Source organism: Nonomuraea typhae, assembly GCF_009760925.1.
Classification (GTDB): Bacteria; Actinomycetota; Actinomycetes; order Streptosporangiales; family Streptosporangiaceae; genus Nonomuraea; species Nonomuraea typhae.
The window spans coordinates 61,859-78,774 of sequence record NZ_VRLV01000023.1 but is presented as its reverse complement, the minus strand read 5'-3'; the positions used below and the strand labels follow the sequence as shown (position 1 = coordinate 78,774).

Sequence of the window (16,916 nt, the reverse complement as noted above, 5' to 3'; positions counted from 1 at the left end):
CGAACTGCCCGGTCGGTTTTCTCATCGGCCACACCTATCAAACCCGCTCCTCGAATTGCAGTCTCCCTGACGCCGGCCTCGGCAACGAAGCGGCCCGTGATGAATGGGCGGCCTGTTAGACCGGGCACGACCGCTCCGAAGCGGCGATCCACCTCGCGATGATCGACCGGCCGGCGCAGCGTCGGGCCGGGGTTAGGCCACCGACCGGATCCACGCCAGAACGGCCAGGACGCGCCTGTTGTCGTCGGGGGCGGACTCCAGATCCAGTTTCGCGAAGATCGCCGCGATATGGCCTTCGATCGTCTTGATGCCGAGGTGCAGTTGTCGGCCGATCGCCTGATTGGATCGGCCTTCGGCCATCAGAGTCAGGACGGACCGCTCTCGCTCGGTCAGCCGTTCGAGCGGGAAGGCGGCCTTGCGGCGGGCGAACAGCCGGCCGACGATCTCGCCGTCGATGACCGACTCGCCGTCGATCACCCGGGTGAGGGCGTCGCGGATCGCGGCGGCGTCGTCCACCCGGTCCTTGAGCAGGTAGCCGACTCCGTGCGGCCCAATCTCCAGCAGCCGCTGCGCGTAGGCGGTCTCCGCGTAGGTGGACAGCACCAGCACGCCCAGCTGCGGGTGGGCGGCGCGCAGCTGGGCCGCGCCCGTCAGGCCCTCGTCGGTGAAGGTCGGCGGCATGCGGATGTCGAGGATGACCGCGTCGGGCACCTGGCCGCGCATCAGGGTCGTCAGCTCGGCGACGTCTCTGGCCTGTCCGGTGACCTCGACGCCGACGCCCTTGAGCAGGAGCGCCACCCCGCGCCGGAACAGCGTGGAGTCGTCACACAACATCACCCGCATCATGCGCTCACCAGCCGGGCTTCCAGCCGGGTGCCGCCCTGTGGCGGGCTCTGGAGGTGCAGCGTTCCCCCCAGAGCGGCGACGCGGTCGGCCAGGCCGGCCAGGCCGCCGCCCGGCCGCATAGTGGCGCCGCCGCGGCCGTCGTCGGTGACGGCCGCGACGATCTCGCCGTCCTCCTGGGTGACCGAAACGGCGATACGGCGGGCCTCGGCGTGCTTGATCGCGTTGGTGAGCGCCTCGCAGATGACGAAGTAGAGCGTGGTCTCGATCGCCGGGCTGCTGGACAGGGGCGCGATGCGGATCTCGGTGGGGACGGGCAGCGCCTCGGTGATGCTCTCGATGGCTCCCGTCAGGCCGATCTGCTCCAAGACGGCCGGGTGGATGCCCCTGGCCAGGTCACGCAGCTCCGACAGGGCGTTGCGCAGGTCGGCGCGTGCCTCGTCGACGAGTTCGCGCACCGTGGGGTCGCCGCTGACGGTCTTGAGCCGGCCCAGCGTCGCGGCCAGCGCCAGCAGCCGCTGCTGGGCACCGTCGTGCAGGTCGCGCTCGACCCGCCTGCGCTCGGCCACACCGGCCTCGACAATCCTGGCGCGGGAATCCTCGACGTGGCGCAGTTGCTCCTGCAGATCGCTGTGGAGGCGGGCGTTCTCCAGGCTGAGCGCCGCCGCGCCGAGCGCGGCCGTCACCACGTCGCCGCGCCTGCGCAACTCGGGCACGGTCCGTACGTGGGCCAGCGGCCGGCCGGCGCTGTCGGCGATCTCCAGCCCGAGCCTGCCGTCGTCGGGGGGCGGATCCCCGGTGAACAGGTCCAGGCCCGGATCAGCCAGGGCCCGGCGCAAGGACTCGCGCACCGATTCCACGGTGGCGGGCTGGGCGATGCCGCTCACCAAGTCCGCGACAGCGGCCCGGTCGAGCCGGCGGCGGATCGCCGCGGCGAGGAAGGCGGCGGGAATAAGCAGCGGCGCGGCCACCGCGGAGATCCATACCACCTCGGGCACGTAGGCGGGGGCGAGCGGATCGCCATCGCCGGTGAAATACGGCAGCACCATCCAGATGGCGTTCGAGAGGATCGCGAAGCCGTACACGGCCGAGGCGACGAAGACCGGCACGAGCTCCCGCCGCTCCAGCCCGCGCGCGGTGACGGCACGGTGCACAACGAGCGCCAGCGCGGCCACGGCGACGGCGATCACCAGCGTCCAGTACGCGCCATAGGCGGTGCGCTGCTCCAGCCCACCGTCGTAGAGCGTCACCCAGGAGAAGGCCACCGGCGGCTTGCCGGACGGCGTGGGGTTCCAGGTGACCGCGTCAGCGACGTTGGCTACCAGGATCAGCACGCTCGCGCCGAAGACGAACCCCCGGTAGCCGACGCGCCGGGCAGGGTAGCTCAGCAAAACCGTCATGAGCAGCAGCGCCCCAACCGGCCGCGCCATGGTTGCCACGAAGCCGTACCAGCCCCAGTCCCGGTTGCTCAGATCGGCGGTCAGCTCGGCGAACGCCGCCGCGACGAACAGGGTCCCGACCAGGCGCTGCCCCTCCGCGATGAACAACCCACCAGTGACGGCCAGCGCCACCTGACCGGTCAGCAGCAGGGCCGCGACGACGGCGCCGGAGGCGAGGTCCGGCCACACCGCCCACAGCCCGTATCCGAACACGGCCAGGGCGATCGCCGACGTGCGCATGCCGATCTCCTTCGTCAGGCGTGCCTCCACGTCGAGCAGTGTCGCCAGCCCTGCCGGGCTGCGGAAGGGGGAAAACCCGGAAACCTGTTGGGGCTACCTCGGAGGTGCCGGGGCCGGCCGCAGAACCATCCTGGACGGGACGGCACGCAGCCTCGAACCTCATCCGACCTCATCCGAACGAAGGGAGATTGTCATGACCACTCCGGGACTCTCCTCGTGGCAGGCCCAGCACAACGCCAACCAGAACGCGGCCTCGGCGGCCGAGCGGGCACGACAGGCCGCTCAGTATTCAGGCGACGCGGCACGCCGGTCCGGCGGGTCGAGCGGCGTCGGCAACGTGATCGCGCTGCTGATCGTCGTCGCGGTCCTCGTCCTCGCCGGGCCGTTCGTGCTCGCGATCCTCGCTCAGGTCGGCTTCTGAGCCGCTCCCCACTGGAGGTCGTCATGTCCGACCAGTTCGTGCCGATCGCCGGCGAGCAAGCAGCCCTGCATCATGTTGTCACGAGACCGGAGCCTGGCCGGCTCGCCATCGTGCTGACAGGTGCGGTGGGCATCGGCAACGCCCACGCCGAAGGCCAGGGATGGACTCGGTTCCGGGTCAACTGGAGCCGCAACCTGCCGCTGGGGCCGGGGAAGCGGTTGCGACCGGTGTACTGGGCGCCGTTCGTAACGCTCAGCTCGTTCGCGAACGACAACGTCGCCAGCAACGCCGGATGGGCCGTCGACGAATTCGGGCTGTCGAACGCGAACGGACCTACGACGTTCGTCGACGTCTGGGCGAACCTCGCTGTGCGCGACGCGGACGGCTGGATCCTGCGACTCGCCTACACCGTGCACATCGTGGGCGACGAGATCTGACCCAGCACCTGGCGCTCCGCGGGACCACCACACCAGCCGTCGCGGCTCTCAACCTCCATCTCGAGCGCACGACGGACCACTCCTCTGGCAAGGACGCGACGGTCCGCATCGTCGGCCGGGTTCAATCCCGGCCGACGCCCCGCCCCTGACGCGACTCGCCGTTTCCATACGTTTCCCATGCTCGCTCGGAGGATTCGCCAGATCATCGGATACCGGTGAGGGCAGTGAACCGCGCCCGTCCAGCACGCGTGGCTGAGCGAGCAGGATCGCGCCGGGGCTGCCGCAGACTCGGACGGGCCGCTGCCGGGCGGCTGCGCGTCAGATGGTCGTTGACCGGCTGAGTATGTGGGTGAGGGCCTGCTCGAGGTCGTGGTCAGCGCGGTCGGCGTGCCGAGCACGGTGAACCCCCGCCCGACTAGGTCGAGAGTGGACAGCCGCCGGCCCTCCTGCTCGAGGACGACGTGGGCGTCCTGGATGCACAGGTTGCCGCCGAGGCCGCCGGCCGGTGGGGAGGGGTGCGCCGCGTCGCCGAAGAGGAACACCCGGCCGCGGTGGAACCGGTCCGCGACCTCGGCGCGCATCTCCAGGGGCAGCACGGTGACGATGGCGGCGTTGATGTCGGGCAGCCCGCTCGCGGCCCGGATCAGGTCGAGACAACGCTGTTCGGTGCAGGTGTCCGGAGGCCGTGTCGCCGGGTCGTACGGGACAACCAGCTGCCACAGGTCCTCGCGGCGCCGGACGAAGGTGCCGAACTCACCGAACACGGCATACACCAGGCGACCGCGTAAGGCGGGTTCGAGGTCGGCGCGGAACACGATGCTGATCCCGTGCTCGATCACGCCGGCGCTCGCGCAGGGTCGCGACGACCTCGTCGGCCGACTGCTCGAACTCGACCAACTCGGTGCCGAACCGCAGGTCCGCACCACGCCGTTCCAGGTGGTCACGCAGGATCGGTTCCAGGACGTCCTGGTCGCATGCGCACATGCCGGTCGGGCTGAGGTGATCGGGAATCGGGTCCTCCGGCCCGCCGAAGGGCTGGTAGTCGTCCGCGGCGAGCGACTCGGCCGCGTAGAACTTCCCGAGTTGGTCGCCGACGCGGCCCGCCGTACGGATCCGCGCTCCCAGCCCCACTGCGTCGAACAACTCCATGGAGCGCGGACTCACTCCGTTGATGCGAGGGTGTACGGCGGTGCCCGGGTGACGTTCGACCACCAGGTGGTCGACACCGTGCTGGGTGAGGAACACCGAGGCCGACAGGCCACTGAGGCTGCCTCCCGGGCGGAGGTTGCCGCCGTCGGCGTCAGTGGGCTGACCATGGACGGCATCGCCACCCGCGCCACAGCGGCACGATCGTCGCTCTACCGCCGGTGGAACTCACCCGAGGACCTCGTGCTCGACGCGCTCAACCACACGATCCCCCAGGCGATCACCGTTCCCGATCACAGCGAGCTGCGTGCGGACATGCTGGCCGTGCTCACCGAACTGGGAGCCGTACTCGCCGGCCCGGCCAGCCAGCGGTTCTGGTGCCCGCTCAGGCTGCCCCGGGCCTGGCCCCCGCCGCAGGCGATGCCCGAAGGGCGCTAGCTCGGGTGGTCGTCGGGAGGCAGGTGGGGGATGTCGGCACGGTAGAGGCTGAGGAGCAGCCCGTATGCCTCGGTTCCCTGCTCTCCTGCGCCGCTGTGCGGGACGTGTCCGTGGTCGAAGGTTTCGAGCCGTTTGGCCAGCGCGCGGGCCTGTTCGGGGGTGAGCCAGAGGTGGTGCAGCACGGTGTGGCCGGGATCGCCGGGACGGACGGGCGACATCTCCGCCAGGGCCGCGTCGTGCAGGAACCTGGCCCCGGTTTCCTCGTCGAGCTGGAATCCCTTGCTGATCAGCTCGAAGCGTTGTTCGGTGCCGCCGCGGACCTGCCGGGTGCCGGCGAGGCGCACGAGGCCCGCTTCGCGCAGGATGCGTACGTGGTAGCCGATGGTTCCCTTGGTGGAGTCGAGTGCCGTGGTCAGCTCGCTCAGGGTAGCGGGGCGCTGGCGTAGCAGGTTCACCATGCGGTGGCGGAGTGGGTGGCCGAGTGCTTTGTACTGCGCGGATGAGCGCAGGGCGAGGAGCTGCTCATCGGTCATGAAGTAAGTGTCCAGGATCTTCGACGCTTTTGACAAACCCCTCGCACCGTTGGCAGACTGCCCCGGCGCCTAAAGCGTCGAATAATCTAGATACTTGGACCTCGTATGCCTCTGTCAGCAGCACACGTCGCAACCAGTCGCCCCGAGCGCTACGCCAAGCAGTTGATCTCGCACATGGGCCACAAGGCCGACGCCGAGCACACCGGCGTCGGCAGCGGAACGATCACCTTCCGCTCCGGCACCTGCTCGCTGCTCTCCGCCCAGGGCGAACTCGTGCTGATCGCCGCCGCCGCGGACCTCGACTCGCTGACCGGCGTGCAGGACGTCATCACCCGGCACCTCCTGCGCTTCGCCACCCAGGAGGAGATCCGCGTCGACTGGTGCGAGGCGGACTCCGGCGACGCCATCCAGATCGTCCCCCCGGCCGTCGAGGACTACCTGCGGGCGCACTGCACCCCGGCCGACGACCTGCTGACCGAACTGGCCGAAACGACGCGAGAGGCGACAGGGCGCGCCGCCGGGATGCAGGTCTCGGCGGCGGAGGGGGCGCTGCTGGAGATGCTGGTCCGCCTCTCGGGCGCCCGCCGGGCCATCGAGGTCGGCGTGTTCACCGGCTACTCGGCGCTGTGCATCGCCCGCGCTCTGCCGTCCGACGGTTACCTGCTCGCCTGCGACGTGAGCAGCGAATGGACCGCCATCGCCCGGCCGTACTGGCGGCGCGCGGGCGTCGATGACCGCATCGACCTGCGGATCGGCCCGGCCCTCGACACGCTCCGGGCGCTGCCCGAAACGCCGGACTTCGACTTCGCCTTCGTCGACGCGGACAAGGCCGGCTATCCCGCCTACTACGAGGAGATCGTGCCGCGGCTCGTCCCCGGCGGCCTGCTCGTCCTTGACAACGTGTTTTTGGGCGGCAGGGTCCTCGACCCGGCCTTCCAGGGCGACGACCACCGGGCGATGCGGCGCGTGAACGATGCCCTTGCCCACGACGAGCGGCTCGACGTGGTCATGCTGCCCGTCCGCGACGGCGTGACCCTGGCCAGAAAGCGCTGATCAGCCCCCCTGTCGATCACCCTTGAAGAGGAGTTCTCATGTATCTGGTCACCGGTGCCACCGCCCACTTCGGCCGACAGGCCGTCGAAGCCCTGCACGCCGCCGGCCATCCCGTCAGGGCCTTGACTCGCACCCCCGAGCAGGCCGGTCTGCCGCAGGGTGTCGAGCTGGCCCAGGCCGACCTCACCAAGCCGGAAACCCTCCCCGCCGCCCTCCACGACGTGCGCGCGATCCTGCTGATCCTGCAGTACGGCATGGACCCGGCGCCGCTCCTGGCCGCCGCCCGACAGGCTGGAGTCGGGCGGGTCGTCTTCCTGTCCTCCGGCGCGGTCGTGGATCGTGCCGACGTGCAGCCGGATGTGATCGCCCAGTACCACGGTGACGTGGAACGGGCCGTGCGCGAGTCGGGCCTGGAATGGACGGTGCTGCGGTTGCTGTTCCCGGCGATCAACTCGTTGACGTTCGCGATGCAGCTGGCCGGCGGCGATGTGATCCGCGCGCCGTACATCGACGCCGCCTTCAGCGCGATCCACGAGCTGGACGTCGCGGACGTGGCGGTCGCAACGCTGACCGGCGACGGCCACACCGGACAGACCTACAGCCTGACGGGGCCCGAGTCGCTCACGCAGGCCGACCAGGTCCGCATCCTCGGCCAGGTGCTCGGGCGCCCGCTCAGCACCGAGGACCTCGACCCGGGACCGGTGCTCCAGCAGATGAGCGCCTTCATGGATCCCGCCTTCCTGGACGCGCTGTTCGGCCTCATGGCGGCCACCGTCGGCAAGCCGGCCGAGGTCAACGACACCGTGGAACGGATCACCGGCCACCCTCCGCGTTCCTACGCGCAGTGGGCCGCCGACCACGCCGCCGACTTCTGATCGAAGGATCTCCTGATGCATTTCGCCAAGACTCTCGCCGCGCTGGTCTCCGCCGCGGCGCTCGTCGCCCCCGCCGTCCCAGCTCAGGCCGGTACGGCGGGGCCTCGCTGGACGGGCGCCTGGTCGGCAGCCGTGCAGCGGCCCTCGCCCGGCGGGCTGCCGGGCTCGTCCAACTGGTCACAGGCGGGCTTCGCCCGGCAGTCGGTGCGCCAGGTGGTCCGGCTCACGGGCTCCGGCGTCGCCGTCCGCATCAAGCTCTCCAACCTGTACGGCACGGCGCCCCTCACCGTGAGCGGCGCGACGGTGGCCAAGGCCGCGGCCGGGGCGGCCATCCGCCCGGCGACCCTGCGCCCGGTGACCTTCTCGCAGCGGCCCTCCACGGTGATCCCGGCCGGGCGGGAACTGCTCAGCGACCCCATCCCGCTGCCCATCCGCGCGCTGGACCGGCTGGCCGTCACCTTGTACTTCCAGGGGACGACCGGGCCGGCCACCTTCCACGACATCTCCTCGGCCACCAGCTACCGGGCCTCCGGTGACCACCGGTTCGATCCGCGCGGCACCGCCTTCACCGGCACCTCGACCTCGTGGTACTTCCTGAGCGGGGTGGACGTGCTCAGCTCCGCTCGCGGCGCGGTGGTGACCTTCGGCGACTCGGTCACCGACGGGACCGGCTCCACCCCCGACGCCGACAACCGCTACCCCGACCAGCTCGCCGAGCGACTGGTCGCGGCGGGCAGGCCGCTGACCGTGCTGAACAGCGGCATCTCGGGCAACCAGGTGCTCGCCGATCACCCGCTCTTCGGCGAAAGCGGACTGGCCCGCTTTCAGCGGGACGTGCTCGACAAGCCGGGCGTGCGCACGGTGATCGTGATGGAAGGCATCAACGACATCACCTACCCCGGACCGGCGGTCACCGCCCAGCAGATCATCGCGGGACACCGCGAGCTGATCCGGCTCGCCCGCGCACGCGGGATCCGGGTCGTGGGCGGCACGATCATGCCGTTCAAGGGCAACCCCTGGCTGTACCCGGACGGCACCCCGGAGCCGTTCGCCTTGGAGCAGGTCCGCGACCAGGTGAACGCCTGGATCAGGACCGGCGGCGAGTACGACGCGGTGGCCGACTTCGAACAGGCCCTGCGCTCGCCGGCCGACCCGGACCGGTTGCGGCCGGAGTTCAACGTCCGCGACGGGCAGCAGGGCGACTGGCTCCACCCCAACGACGCCGGCCTGAACGCCATGGCGGCGGCCATCGACCTGAGTGGTCTGTAGGGACCAGCGGTGTCGTGACCATGACGGACACCGTGGCGGCCGGCCGTACCTGCGCCGACGGCGCGGATCAGGGAGGAGGCGGCCGCGGTACCCAGGATCAGTGCTCGAATGGCCGCGGACGCGGAGTAAGCGGCTCGGCGGGCACGGTTCCCGTGGCATCGGCCTTCGGGCCATTGACGTGTCGCCGGGCCGGACCGTCGTCAGGCGGCGGGTCCCTCCTGGAGGGCACGCACCTCGATCTTGCTTCGCAGCGCTCGCGAGGCCTGCTTGGTCCATTCGATCGCGACGTCGTCGTTTTCGGCCTCGATGATCCAGAAGCCGCCGAGGTACTCCTCGGCCTCGACGAAGGGGCCCGGTGTGAGTACGGGGCTGTCACCGGTGTAATCCACCGTGGTCGCGTTCGACGGCGGCTGCAGGCCCCCGGCGGACACGAACGCGCCCGCCTCCTGAAGGGCGGTGTTGAACGCACCGACCGCGGCTATCACCTGCTGCAGCTCCGCGGGGTCCATGCTCTCCATCGTCGGCTCCTCGGCGGAGTCGTGGGGGAGGCTCAGAAAGTACTTCGTCATTGTCGTCTCCTCGTCGTTGTGGCCAATGGCCGCTGTCTGAACGCTAGGCGGGAGCTCCCCCGTGACGCATCGGTCATCGTGACCGGTGTCCGGGAACCGATGACTGACATTACCTAGGTCGGACTCGGGATCTTTGCCGGCAACCTCCAGCGGATGACGGTCATCGGCGGGCTAATTAGACGAGGTCAGTCAGCTCGGCGCGACCGGTGACGCCGAGTTTCGGATACGCCTTGTAGAGGTGGTGGCCGACGGTCCGTGGGCTGAGGAACAGCTGTGCGGCGATCTCCTTGTTCGTGTGGCCGGTGGCGGCCAGCCGTACGACCTGCAGTTCCTGCGGGGTCAGCAGGGTGAGCGGGCCGCTGCGCTGAGGCTCGTCGCCCCGCTCGCCGAAGGCGGCGAGCTCACCGCGCGCACGTTCGGCCCAGAGCCGCGCGCCGAGGCGCTCGAACGCGGACACCGCCGCCGAGAGATGGGCGCGGGCCTCGGTACGGCGGCGCCGTCGGCGCAGCCACTCGCCGTAGACCAGCTGGGTACGGGCGTGCTCGTAGGGGCCGCCGTGCCGCTCGTGGAGTCGCAGCGCCCCGGCGTACAGCGCATCGGCGTCGCCGTCGTCGGCCAGCAAGGCCCGGCAGCGCAGGACGAGGCCGGTGGCGACCGGGCGGTCGACGCAGTCAGCCCAGTGGCGGAACGTTGCCAGGGGTTCGTGGGCGCGATCCGGCATGCCGGCGCGCACGGCCGCTTCCACCAGGTCCGGCACCGCCCGGACCAGGAGGTCGCGGCTTGCGGGTCCCCGGGACACCCGCTCGAGCCGGTCGCATGCCTCTCCGAACCGCCGGGCGGAAAGGTCGAGCATGCCGAGACCCCAGGCCGCGATCTCGGCGTTGACCCGGTGCCGGGCTCGGGCTCGCGGGAGCACCTCCTCGGCAAGAGCTCGGCAGCGTGCCTCGTCACCCGACACGGCGTGCAACCACACCTCCACCGACCGGTGTGCCAGGCTCTCGGTCGTGTTCCCGAGCTCGTCGCTCACGGATACGCCTTCCGCCACACACGCGCGGGCGTCGGCGAACTCGCCGCGCAACAGCCGCGCCACCGCGAGCACGTTCAGGGTGTACGGGACCCAGCCCAGCGCCCCGTTGGCCCGCACCTCGGCCAGCATGTCCTCGATCCCGGCGGCGACGCCGTCGTCGTCGGCGATCATGAGCCCGCCGAACCCTGCCGTGATCTGATGCGTCAGGTCGTCTCCGCCGCCGCGGATGGCGGTGTGGAGAGCGCGCATCGGGCCGACGGCCAGCTCCGGGCGTCCGGCGAAGAGCTCCGCCCACCCGAGAAGGGCGGCGACGACGAGTGCCCAGTGCTCCGGCGGGGTGAACCCGCGCATCAGCTCCGCCGTACGCTGCAGGAGGTCGTGCGCCGCTCCGTGCCGGGCGGCGTGCGCGGCCTCGTACAGGGTGAGCGCGGCGTGCTCCGGATCGGTGTCGCGCACCAGCGCGGCGGCTTCGAGCGTCAGCTCCGCATCGGCTCGCGGCGAGGTGCGTTCGTACTCCACGGCGCCACGGGTATAGATGGCCGCGGCCCGGACGCCGGGGTCGGTGGTGAGCGAGAGCGCTTCGGCCGCCAGTCGGGCGGCGCGGTCGGCCTTGCCGGCATCGAACGCGGCCTGGCTGGCCCGGGCGATGCGGCGGGCCTTCAGCTCCCGGTCGGCACTGAGCCGACCGGCGCGGTCGTAGGCGGCGGACACCGCCATCGCGCCGCCTCGATGCCAGGCCCGCTCCGCCGCGCCTTCCAGTTCGGCGGCCACAGCTTCGTCGGGAGTGATGGTGGCGGCAGCGAGGTGCCAGGCCCGGCGGTCGGCATCGGCGTCCGCGCGCAGCGCCTCGGCGTACGCGCGATGTACCTCGATCCGCCGGTGCAGCGGCGCGTCCTGGTAGGCCGCCGCCCGTACCAAAGGGTGGCGGAACGTGACCCGGCTGCCGACCCAGACCAGCCGGTCGCGTTCGGCGGGCGCCAGGTCGCCGGCGGTGCCACCGAGGGATTCGATCACGTGCAGGATCGTCGCCAGAGGCGCCGCCAGGTCGGCGGCCGCCACCAGAAGCGCGCGTTGGGCGGGGTCGGGAAGCCCCACGATCTGGTGGCGGAACGCCTCCTGCACGCGGCGGGTCACCGGCAGCGGGCCGACCTGCTCGGCGGGGTCGGACTCGTCCGCATCCTCTGCCGCGAGCCGTGACGACCCGAGCTCGATGATCGCCAGGGGATTGCCGCCGGACTCTGCGAGGACCCTGGCCCGCACCGGTTCGATGAGTTCCGGTGCGTGCTCGTCGAGCAGCCGGGCGGCATCGGGCGCGGCGAGGCCGGGCAGATCCACGACCTCGACACCCGCGATGTCGAACGGCATCGACGTCTCGCGCACCGCGAACAGCACCGCGATCGGATCGGCCACGAAGCGGCGGGCCGCGAACAGCAGCGCCTCCACCGAACCCTGGTCGAGCCACTGCAGGTCATCGACCACGCACAGCAGCGGGGCCTTCTCGGCCAGATCGGCGAGCAACGACAGGGTGCCGGCGGAGATCAGGAACCGGTTGGCTTCGTCTCCCTCGGACAGGCCGAAGGCGCAACGCAGTGCCCTGGCCTGGGGAGCGGGGAGGGCGTCCAACCTGTCCAAGTGAGGGAACAAGAGCTGGTGCAGGCCGCCGTACGCGAGCTCGGAGTCGGACTCGACCCCTGCCCCGCGGACCACGTGCATGTCGGCCTCTTCGGCTATCGACACGGCGTGGTCGAGGAGAACCGATTTCCCGATGCCCGCCGCGCCCCGCAGGCCCAGGACGCCGCTGCGGTCGTCGCGTGCATCGGTCAGCAGGCGTTGAATCCGTGCTTGCTCGATCTCCCTGCCCACCAGTGACATGTGTCGCTCCTATGTCGAGCCGCTGCCGCGAGCATGTCGGGCTGGAGGGCGTTGCAGACGATGCGGGCGAGGTGCCGTGTCATGAGCCTAGTCCAGGAAGGCAGTCAGCTGAGTGTGCTCGTCCCTGGTGGGTGGCGTATCGCTTCGTTGCGATCGCTGGCCGCGCTCAAGGACGTCAGGGCGCTGCCGGCGGTGAAGCCGACCGCGAGTACGGCGTGGGCCTGGACTACTACCACTACGACACCCTGCTGAAGACGGTCGGGCTGAACGAATACCCGATCTGCGCCGCATGGTCGCCCGACGGCGCCAAGGTGCTGACCCACCGCACCGACCAGGCGGCCAGGTGGTCAAGGCGCAGGCCGAGCCGGAGCTGATGACGGTCCTGTCGCCGATGACACTGCGCTGGTTGTGGTGGGCCGACGACAGCTCGGCCGTCTACTACCTGAGCCAGCCCCGTGACCTGCGCACCCTGAGCCTGCGTCGGATGGATCCGGTCACCGGCGAGGTGACGACGCTGGTGAGCGAGAGTGGCCCCACCCGGGTGGATCCCACCCAGGTCCGGATCAACTCCTTCCCCATCGTCAAGGTCGTCAACGGCGGGGCGGAGGTGCTGTGGTACTCCCAGCGCGATGGCTGGGGCCACCTGTGCCTGTACGACACCAAGACCGGGGAGCTTCGCAACCAGGTCACCTCCGACCACCCCGAGTTCTACAAGGTCGGCGTCTCACGTACCGGCAACCACGACAACCCGACCTACCTGCAGGGCTGTGTGGAGATGATCGACGGGCCGGTGGGCGAGGTGGACTACGCGCACCTGCAGGGCTGTGTGGAGATGATCGACGGGCCGGTGGGCGAGGTGGACTACGCGCTGGCGTCCAACGCCCGCTCCGCCCACAAGCTCCAGGGCAAGCTGCTGTTCATCGCCGGCGGCTACGACCCCAGGGCCCTGATGGAGCAGACGCTGCGCTTCGCCGACCGGCTCATCGCCCACGGCAAGGACTTCGACCTGCAGATCGTCACCGGCGCCGAGCACATGTACATCGGATACGAGCACTACACGTTCAGGAAGCAGTTCGACTACCTCGTCCGTCACCTGCTGGACCTGGAACCACCGGCGTACCGGTTCGCCCCCCGCGTCCTGGATCCCGAAGCCATCGCCGAACTCTTCCTCTGACCACCCGCCCCTGCTTCCCGCGAGGTCGCCCTCCTCAGGCCGGGACCGGGTTCGGGCGAGTCAGCAACGTCAGGACGCCAGGCGCTCCTGCCACGGCCTCGGAGGCGATGCGGCCCTCCGCGTCCACCACGACGGCCATCGGCGTGCCCTGAGCTCCGAACAGCGGCCCCACGGCGAAGGTCTCATCGTGGAGGATGGCCGAGGACAGTCCCATGGCCCGGTTCTCCTCGACGGTTCCCGTGGAGATGACGACCAGAGCCGGCCCTTCCTGCGCCCCGTTCGCCTCCCAGGCTCGGAGATCGGGAAGCATCTGCTCGCAGAAGCCGCAGGCCGGGTTCCAGAACAGAAGGAGTGCCGATCGCCCATGAAGATCGGCGAGGTCGACGGATCGCCCGTTGAGATCGGGCAGGGCGAACGCGGGGGCGGGATCACCGATCGGGAGCCCCCGGGGTTCGGCTGACGGTTCGGGAGCGAGATGTTCCGTGTGCGCGTCCGCCATCGGCAGGGCGTGGCCGCCGCTTCCGTCGGCGGTCACCGGGAGGAAGCTGCCGCTCGCCGCGCCGGCTGCTCGTGCCACGAGTTCCCGGATGTGCTTCTCGCCGCAGGCGGGGGGCTCGTGCATGATTCCATCGGCGCGGATCAGGACCGCGCAGGGCGTTCCGTGCACCTGGTACGGCTCCGCCGCCTCCTGGTCCCGCTGGAGCAGGAGGCGCACGATTCCATGCTCGTCGGCCTTGTCGCGGTTGACCTCCGGTGTGCCTCGGCTGATCACCGCGAGCGTCAGCTGATCCGCGTGGTCGCGCTGCCAGCGGCCGACCTCCGGCAGGAGCGCGTTGCAGGGCGCGCATTCAGGGTCGTAGAAGACGAGCAGGACGGGGCTGCCGGCGGCGAGGAGGTCGTCCAGGGTGACCTGGTCGCCGGACAGATCGGGAAGGCGAAGAGCCGGAGCGCGCATACGGAAGTCGGCCGCGGCCGGTGTGTTCACCGCCGTCGCGCCTTCGGTCCCGAGCCTTGCCTCGATCTCGTGCAGGCGCCGGAGCAGACGCGCGTTCTGGCGCAGCAGAATCGCCCCGCCCAGCACCAAGAGTACGGCGGTGAGCCCGCCTGTACCCAGCTCGACGCGATCGACGACGGTGGCCGCCGTCATCCAGGCGAAGACGTCGGCGCCCGCGCCGGGTGTGCCGAAGCCGACGATGATCCCGGCCATGGCGGAAAGCGTGAGATTCCTGGCGATCGTCGGCCAGCCGACGGGCGCGGAGGCGGACTGCCCGAAGCATCGGCAGCTGAGTGGATGCCCGCGGACCACGTGGTAGCCCACCACGACGGTGAAGACCACCAGCAGCGTGAGCGCGGCGGTCGCGCCCGCCCGTGCCGAGGCCGCCGGAATGAGCGATCCGGCGACGGCGAGCTCGATCACCGGAAGGAGAAGGGCGGACGGGGCGGCCAGAACGGCGGGGGTTCCGAAATCGAGCATCGCCCGGCGCGTGCCGGGGCGATCGGCCAGCTTGGCCAGCCCCGACCAGGCGAAGATCGTGGCCAGTAGCAGACGATCAAGCAAAAGGATGATGTCCACAGCCGCTTCTCCTCATCTCGAACGCACCGGTCAGGTGTAGCAGCATCGGGTGCCACAGCAGACGGTTCCGGGCGGGCAGCAGCCGCCCGCGCAGCACGCTCTCCCCGGTGGGCAGCAGCCGCCGCCCTTGCAACAGGTGGCGTTCCGTCCGTAGGAGCAGCAACTGGAGCCGCAGCACGAACTCCCCGCAGCGCAGCAGACGCCCCGGCAGCAGACCCCTTCGCAACAGCGCCCGCCGCAACACATGGCGATGGAGGGGCAGCAACCGCCGCGGCAGCAGATTTGGCCGCTGGGACAGCATCCCCTGCCGCAACAGGTTTCCCCGCGGGGACAGCAGCCGCCGCCCTTACAACAGGTGCTGCCGATCTGGTAGGGACAGCAGCTCTTGCCGCAACACGAACTCCCGGCGGGACAGCAGCGGCCGTTGCAGCAAACTCCATCGATGCCGCAGCAACGGCCGCCGCAACATCTGCTTTCCCGCGGGCAGCATCGCCCTTTTCCGCACGCGATTCCGCAGTATCGCCCACCGCAGCATACGGTTCCCGGCGGGCAGCAGTATCCGCCGCAATCGAGAGGGAAGTCGTAGGGACAGATATCTTGGGTGTTCGGCGCTGATTTCAGGCCGGACTCGAGGGCCTCGATCGCCGCGTCTTTCGCCAGTTCCTTCCCCAGGTCGGCTATCACCTCGCCGGTCCCTCTTACTGTTCCTTTCAGATACTTCGAGGCCGCCGCCCGGGCCGCCGGGGAGCAGCCCGTGACGAGTAGGGTCGCGCATCCGGCGAGCATTCCCAGCAGTTGGCGTCGCCTCATTGCGTACCAGCTCCGAAATGACGGTGACGAAGTGGCCTGGATTTGACGCGCGGGCGGGCGTTCCCGAGCGGTACGGCCGGCGTGCGGACTACGGAATAACCACCGAGAAACTCGATTCGTGCAGTTGCCCCTGCTCATCCCTGACCGGCGGCCCCAGCAGGCGGCCACCGTCGGGTACCAGCCTCTTGCATATCTCGTCGGTGCATGCGGTCCCGCCCGCGTTGAAGCCCGTTCTGCCGATGGCGAGGTGGCCGGTGTTCCGGCGCGCGTTCATGAAGGCATTGGCGAAGGTGATTCTTCCGGACGCGACGGTTCTGCGCCCTTCGAAACCAGGTGCCGCCTGGACGATGTATTCGGCGGTCTGCATCCGGCCATGGGCGACGGACGGCCCTATTCTGCGGCGACTGGCGCCGCCCCAACTCAGGAAACCGTCGGCGTCCACTTTCACGAAGACGCCCGGATCGTCACCGCACAGTTGATCGCCGAGCTCCCGGGTGAAGCCCGGCGCCGGCGGCAGCGATGCGGCCGGCGGGTTCCAGGACCAGCGGACGGCCCTGGATTCGGCCCACAGACGGTAGGTCTTGATCCGGGTGTTCCCGTCCCGCCGCATTTCCGCCGACAGGCCGGCCCGGATGATGCGCCCGGAATTGATGCCGCCGAGACCTACCCAGGCATAGTAGATTCCCGGTGGCGCGTCGTCCGGCAGGCAGGGAATCTTGATATTCGCCTCGACGGAATAGAACGTCGTCGATCTCCGGTCCGGGTCGGACGAATCTCGAAGCTCATGAAAGACCAGACCCGACCACCGGTAATACCAGGGAGCGGAGGCGGATTGAGCGCGAACCTGTGGGGCGGCGAGCCCGGAACCCAGGGGGAGTAGCATCGTGATCGCGAGATAAGTAGAGGTTTTTCGCTTGATCCACCTCGAAATGTGGAGCCTTTCCGACATTTGCCCGCCCTCCCAGTGTGCGACCCGTCTCGTATAGATGACGACCGGAAACGGCCTCCGGCGTTCTGTGATCTATCGCGGCACCAGTCCCGACGCGAGCAGGAAATCACCACAAAGCAGACAGTGCAGTCGCAGCGAGTGAAATCATGCACAGTTCATCACATAAACGCCAGCGCTACATGGAACCCCATCCACCCTGAGACCTGACACCCGTTTCCGAATCCCGTGTGCCGACCATCGCAGTATGT

General features: G+C 69.9%; 18 protein-coding genes. 8 read left to right on the top strand and 10 right to left on the bottom strand.

The features are described 5' to 3' along the window. Positions 1 to 192 precede the first annotated feature (192 nt). Together FVE25_RS50510 and FVE25_RS50505 are read right to left on the bottom strand one after the other, a co-directional pair. Complete coding sequence (locus FVE25_RS50510; protein WP_246268735.1) at positions 193 to 846, bottom strand: response regulator transcription factor; 654 nt, start codon at positions 844 to 846, stop codon at positions 193 to 195. Next, a complete protein-coding gene (locus tag FVE25_RS50505; RefSeq protein ID WP_157254552.1) occupies positions 843 to 2,552 on the bottom strand; it encodes a sensor histidine kinase in 1,710 nt (569 codons plus the stop codon). Before FVE25_RS50505 ends, FVE25_RS50510 begins: the two co-directional genes overlap by 4 nt. Positions 2,553 to 2,715: 163 nt before the next feature. Here FVE25_RS50505 and FVE25_RS50500 point away from each other — a divergent pair, with 163 nt between their 5' ends. Then, positions 2,716 to 2,943 (top strand): hypothetical protein, encoded by a 228-nt coding sequence (locus tag FVE25_RS50500; protein WP_157254551.1) that lies wholly within the window; start codon positions 2,716 to 2,718, stop codon positions 2,941 to 2,943. Positions 2,944 to 2,966: 23 nt separating this feature from the next. Beyond that, entirely contained in the window at positions 2,967 to 3,380 is a 414-nt protein-coding gene (locus FVE25_RS50495) for a hypothetical protein (protein ID WP_157254550.1), read from the top strand. Here the strand turns inward: FVE25_RS50495 and FVE25_RS56725 are convergent. After that, complete coding sequence (locus FVE25_RS56725) at positions 3,347 to 4,219, bottom strand: FAD-dependent monooxygenase (protein ID WP_157254549.1); 873 nt, start codon at positions 4,217 to 4,219, stop codon at positions 3,347 to 3,349. The two genes, FVE25_RS50495 and FVE25_RS56725, sit on opposite strands and share 34 nt — an antisense overlap. Beyond that, positions 4,134 to 4,625, bottom strand: a complete 492-nt coding sequence (locus FVE25_RS56720) for an FAD-dependent monooxygenase (protein WP_219826009.1) — start codon at positions 4,623 to 4,625, stop codon at positions 4,134 to 4,136. The genes FVE25_RS56725 and FVE25_RS56720 overlap by 86 nt, the downstream gene beginning before the upstream one ends. On the opposite strand from FVE25_RS56720, the gene FVE25_RS50480 reads away from it, so the two are divergent. Continuing rightward, the gene (locus tag FVE25_RS50480) at positions 4,578 to 4,964 is read left to right on the top strand and encodes a TetR/AcrR family transcriptional regulator (RefSeq protein WP_157254547.1); all 387 of its coding nucleotides are present in this window, start codon (positions 4,578 to 4,580) and stop codon (positions 4,962 to 4,964) included. The two genes, FVE25_RS56720 and FVE25_RS50480, sit on opposite strands and share 48 nt — an antisense overlap. Here FVE25_RS50480 and FVE25_RS50475 read toward each other — a convergent pair. Further along, positions 4,961 to 5,497: an ArsR/SmtB family transcription factor gene (locus FVE25_RS50475; protein ID WP_157254546.1), complete on the bottom strand. Its 537-nt coding sequence runs from the start codon at positions 5,495 to 5,497 to the stop codon at positions 4,961 to 4,963. The genes FVE25_RS50480 and FVE25_RS50475 overlap by 4 nt on opposite strands. A 105-nt stretch (positions 5,498 to 5,602) precedes the next feature. Here FVE25_RS50475 and FVE25_RS50470 point away from each other — a divergent pair, with 105 nt between their 5' ends. The 3 genes from FVE25_RS50470 to FVE25_RS50460 are packed head-to-tail and all read left to right on the top strand — an operon-like array spanning position 5,603 to position 8,694. After that, positions 5,603 to 6,550, top strand: coding sequence for a DUF2218 domain-containing protein (locus tag FVE25_RS50470; protein ID WP_157254545.1), 948 nt, complete (start codon positions 5,603 to 5,605; stop codon positions 6,548 to 6,550). 38 nt (positions 6,551 to 6,588) lie between these two features. Further along, positions 6,589 to 7,425, top strand: a complete 837-nt coding sequence (locus FVE25_RS50465; protein ID WP_157254544.1) for an NAD(P)H-binding protein — start codon at positions 6,589 to 6,591, stop codon at positions 7,423 to 7,425. Positions 7,426 to 7,440: 15 nt separating this feature from the next. Further along, positions 7,441 to 8,694, top strand: a complete 1,254-nt coding sequence (locus FVE25_RS50460; protein WP_157254543.1) for an SGNH/GDSL hydrolase family protein — start codon at positions 7,441 to 7,443, stop codon at positions 8,692 to 8,694. A gap of 200 nt (positions 8,695 to 8,894) precedes the next feature. On the opposite strand, the gene FVE25_RS50455 is transcribed toward FVE25_RS50460, so the two are convergent. Beyond that, complete coding sequence (locus FVE25_RS50455; protein WP_157254542.1) at positions 8,895 to 9,263, bottom strand: YciI family protein; 369 nt, start codon at positions 9,261 to 9,263, stop codon at positions 8,895 to 8,897. Positions 9,264 to 9,438: 175 nt separating this feature from the next. Beyond that, the gene (locus tag FVE25_RS50450; protein ID WP_157254541.1) at positions 9,439 to 12,162 is read right to left on the bottom strand and encodes a helix-turn-helix transcriptional regulator; all 2,724 of its coding nucleotides are present in this window, start codon (positions 12,160 to 12,162) and stop codon (positions 9,439 to 9,441) included. A gap of 131 nt (positions 12,163 to 12,293) precedes the next feature. Between FVE25_RS50450 and FVE25_RS50445 the strand changes: the two genes are divergently transcribed. Both FVE25_RS50445 and FVE25_RS50440 read left to right on the top strand, forming a co-directional pair. Then, a complete protein-coding gene (locus tag FVE25_RS50445) occupies positions 12,294 to 12,536 on the top strand; it encodes a hypothetical protein (RefSeq protein ID WP_157254540.1) in 243 nt (80 codons plus the stop codon). Further along, positions 12,506 to 13,336, top strand: a complete 831-nt coding sequence (locus FVE25_RS50440; RefSeq protein WP_157254539.1) for a S9 family peptidase — start codon at positions 12,506 to 12,508, stop codon at positions 13,334 to 13,336. Before FVE25_RS50445 ends, FVE25_RS50440 begins: the two co-directional genes overlap by 31 nt. A 34-nt stretch (positions 13,337 to 13,370) precedes the next feature. Here FVE25_RS50440 and FVE25_RS50435 read toward each other — a convergent pair whose 3' ends face one another. The 3 genes from FVE25_RS50435 to FVE25_RS50425 all read right to left on the bottom strand — a co-directional run bounded on the left by FVE25_RS50435 (position 13,371) and on the right by FVE25_RS50425 (position 16,668). Further along, a complete protein-coding gene (locus tag FVE25_RS50435) occupies positions 13,371 to 14,909 on the bottom strand; it encodes a peroxiredoxin family protein (protein WP_157254538.1) in 1,539 nt (512 codons plus the stop codon). Beyond that, a complete protein-coding gene (locus tag FVE25_RS50430) occupies positions 14,887 to 15,210 on the bottom strand; it encodes a hypothetical protein (RefSeq protein WP_157254537.1) in 324 nt (107 codons plus the stop codon). The genes FVE25_RS50435 and FVE25_RS50430 overlap by 23 nt, the downstream gene beginning before the upstream one ends. A gap of 597 nt (positions 15,211 to 15,807) precedes the next feature. Then, on the bottom strand, positions 15,808 to 16,668 hold the full coding sequence (locus tag FVE25_RS50425) for a G1 family glutamic endopeptidase (protein ID WP_157254536.1): 861 nt from the start codon (positions 16,666 to 16,668) through the stop codon (positions 15,808 to 15,810). Positions 16,669 to 16,916: the final 248 nt, after the last annotated feature.

Excerpts from the sequence above, each read along its gene's own strand:
- FVE25_RS50425 (WP_157254536.1), bottom strand. The coding sequence starts at position 16,668 with ATGTCGGAAAGGCTCCACATTTCGAGGTGGATCAAGCGAAAAACCTCT.
- FVE25_RS50495 (WP_157254550.1), top strand. The coding sequence starts at position 2,967 with ATGTCCGACCAGTTCGTGCCGATCGCCGGCGAGCAAGCAGCCCTGCAT.
- FVE25_RS50460 (WP_157254543.1), top strand. The coding sequence starts at position 7,441 with ATGCATTTCGCCAAGACTCTCGCCGCGCTGGTCTCCGCCGCGGCGCTC.
- FVE25_RS50450 (WP_157254541.1), bottom strand. The coding sequence starts at position 12,162 with ATGTCACTGGTGGGCAGGGAGATCGAGCAAGCACGGATTCAACGCCTG.
- FVE25_RS50455 (WP_157254542.1), bottom strand. The coding sequence starts at position 9,263 with ATGACGAAGTACTTTCTGAGCCTCCCCCACGACTCCGCCGAGGAGCCG.
- FVE25_RS50430 (WP_157254537.1), bottom strand. The coding sequence starts at position 15,210 with ATGCTGTCCCAGCGGCCAAATCTGCTGCCGCGGCGGTTGCTGCCCCTC.
- FVE25_RS50465 (WP_157254544.1), top strand. The coding sequence starts at position 6,589 with ATGTATCTGGTCACCGGTGCCACCGCCCACTTCGGCCGACAGGCCGTC.
- FVE25_RS50510 (WP_246268735.1), bottom strand. The coding sequence starts at position 846 with ATGATGCGGGTGATGTTGTGTGACGACTCCACGCTGTTCCGGCGCGGG.
- FVE25_RS50475 (WP_157254546.1), bottom strand. The coding sequence starts at position 5,497 with ATGACCGATGAGCAGCTCCTCGCCCTGCGCTCATCCGCGCAGTACAAA.
- FVE25_RS50500 (WP_157254551.1), top strand. The coding sequence starts at position 2,716 with ATGACCACTCCGGGACTCTCCTCGTGGCAGGCCCAGCACAACGCCAAC.
- FVE25_RS50470 (WP_157254545.1), top strand. The coding sequence starts at position 5,603 with ATGCCTCTGTCAGCAGCACACGTCGCAACCAGTCGCCCCGAGCGCTAC.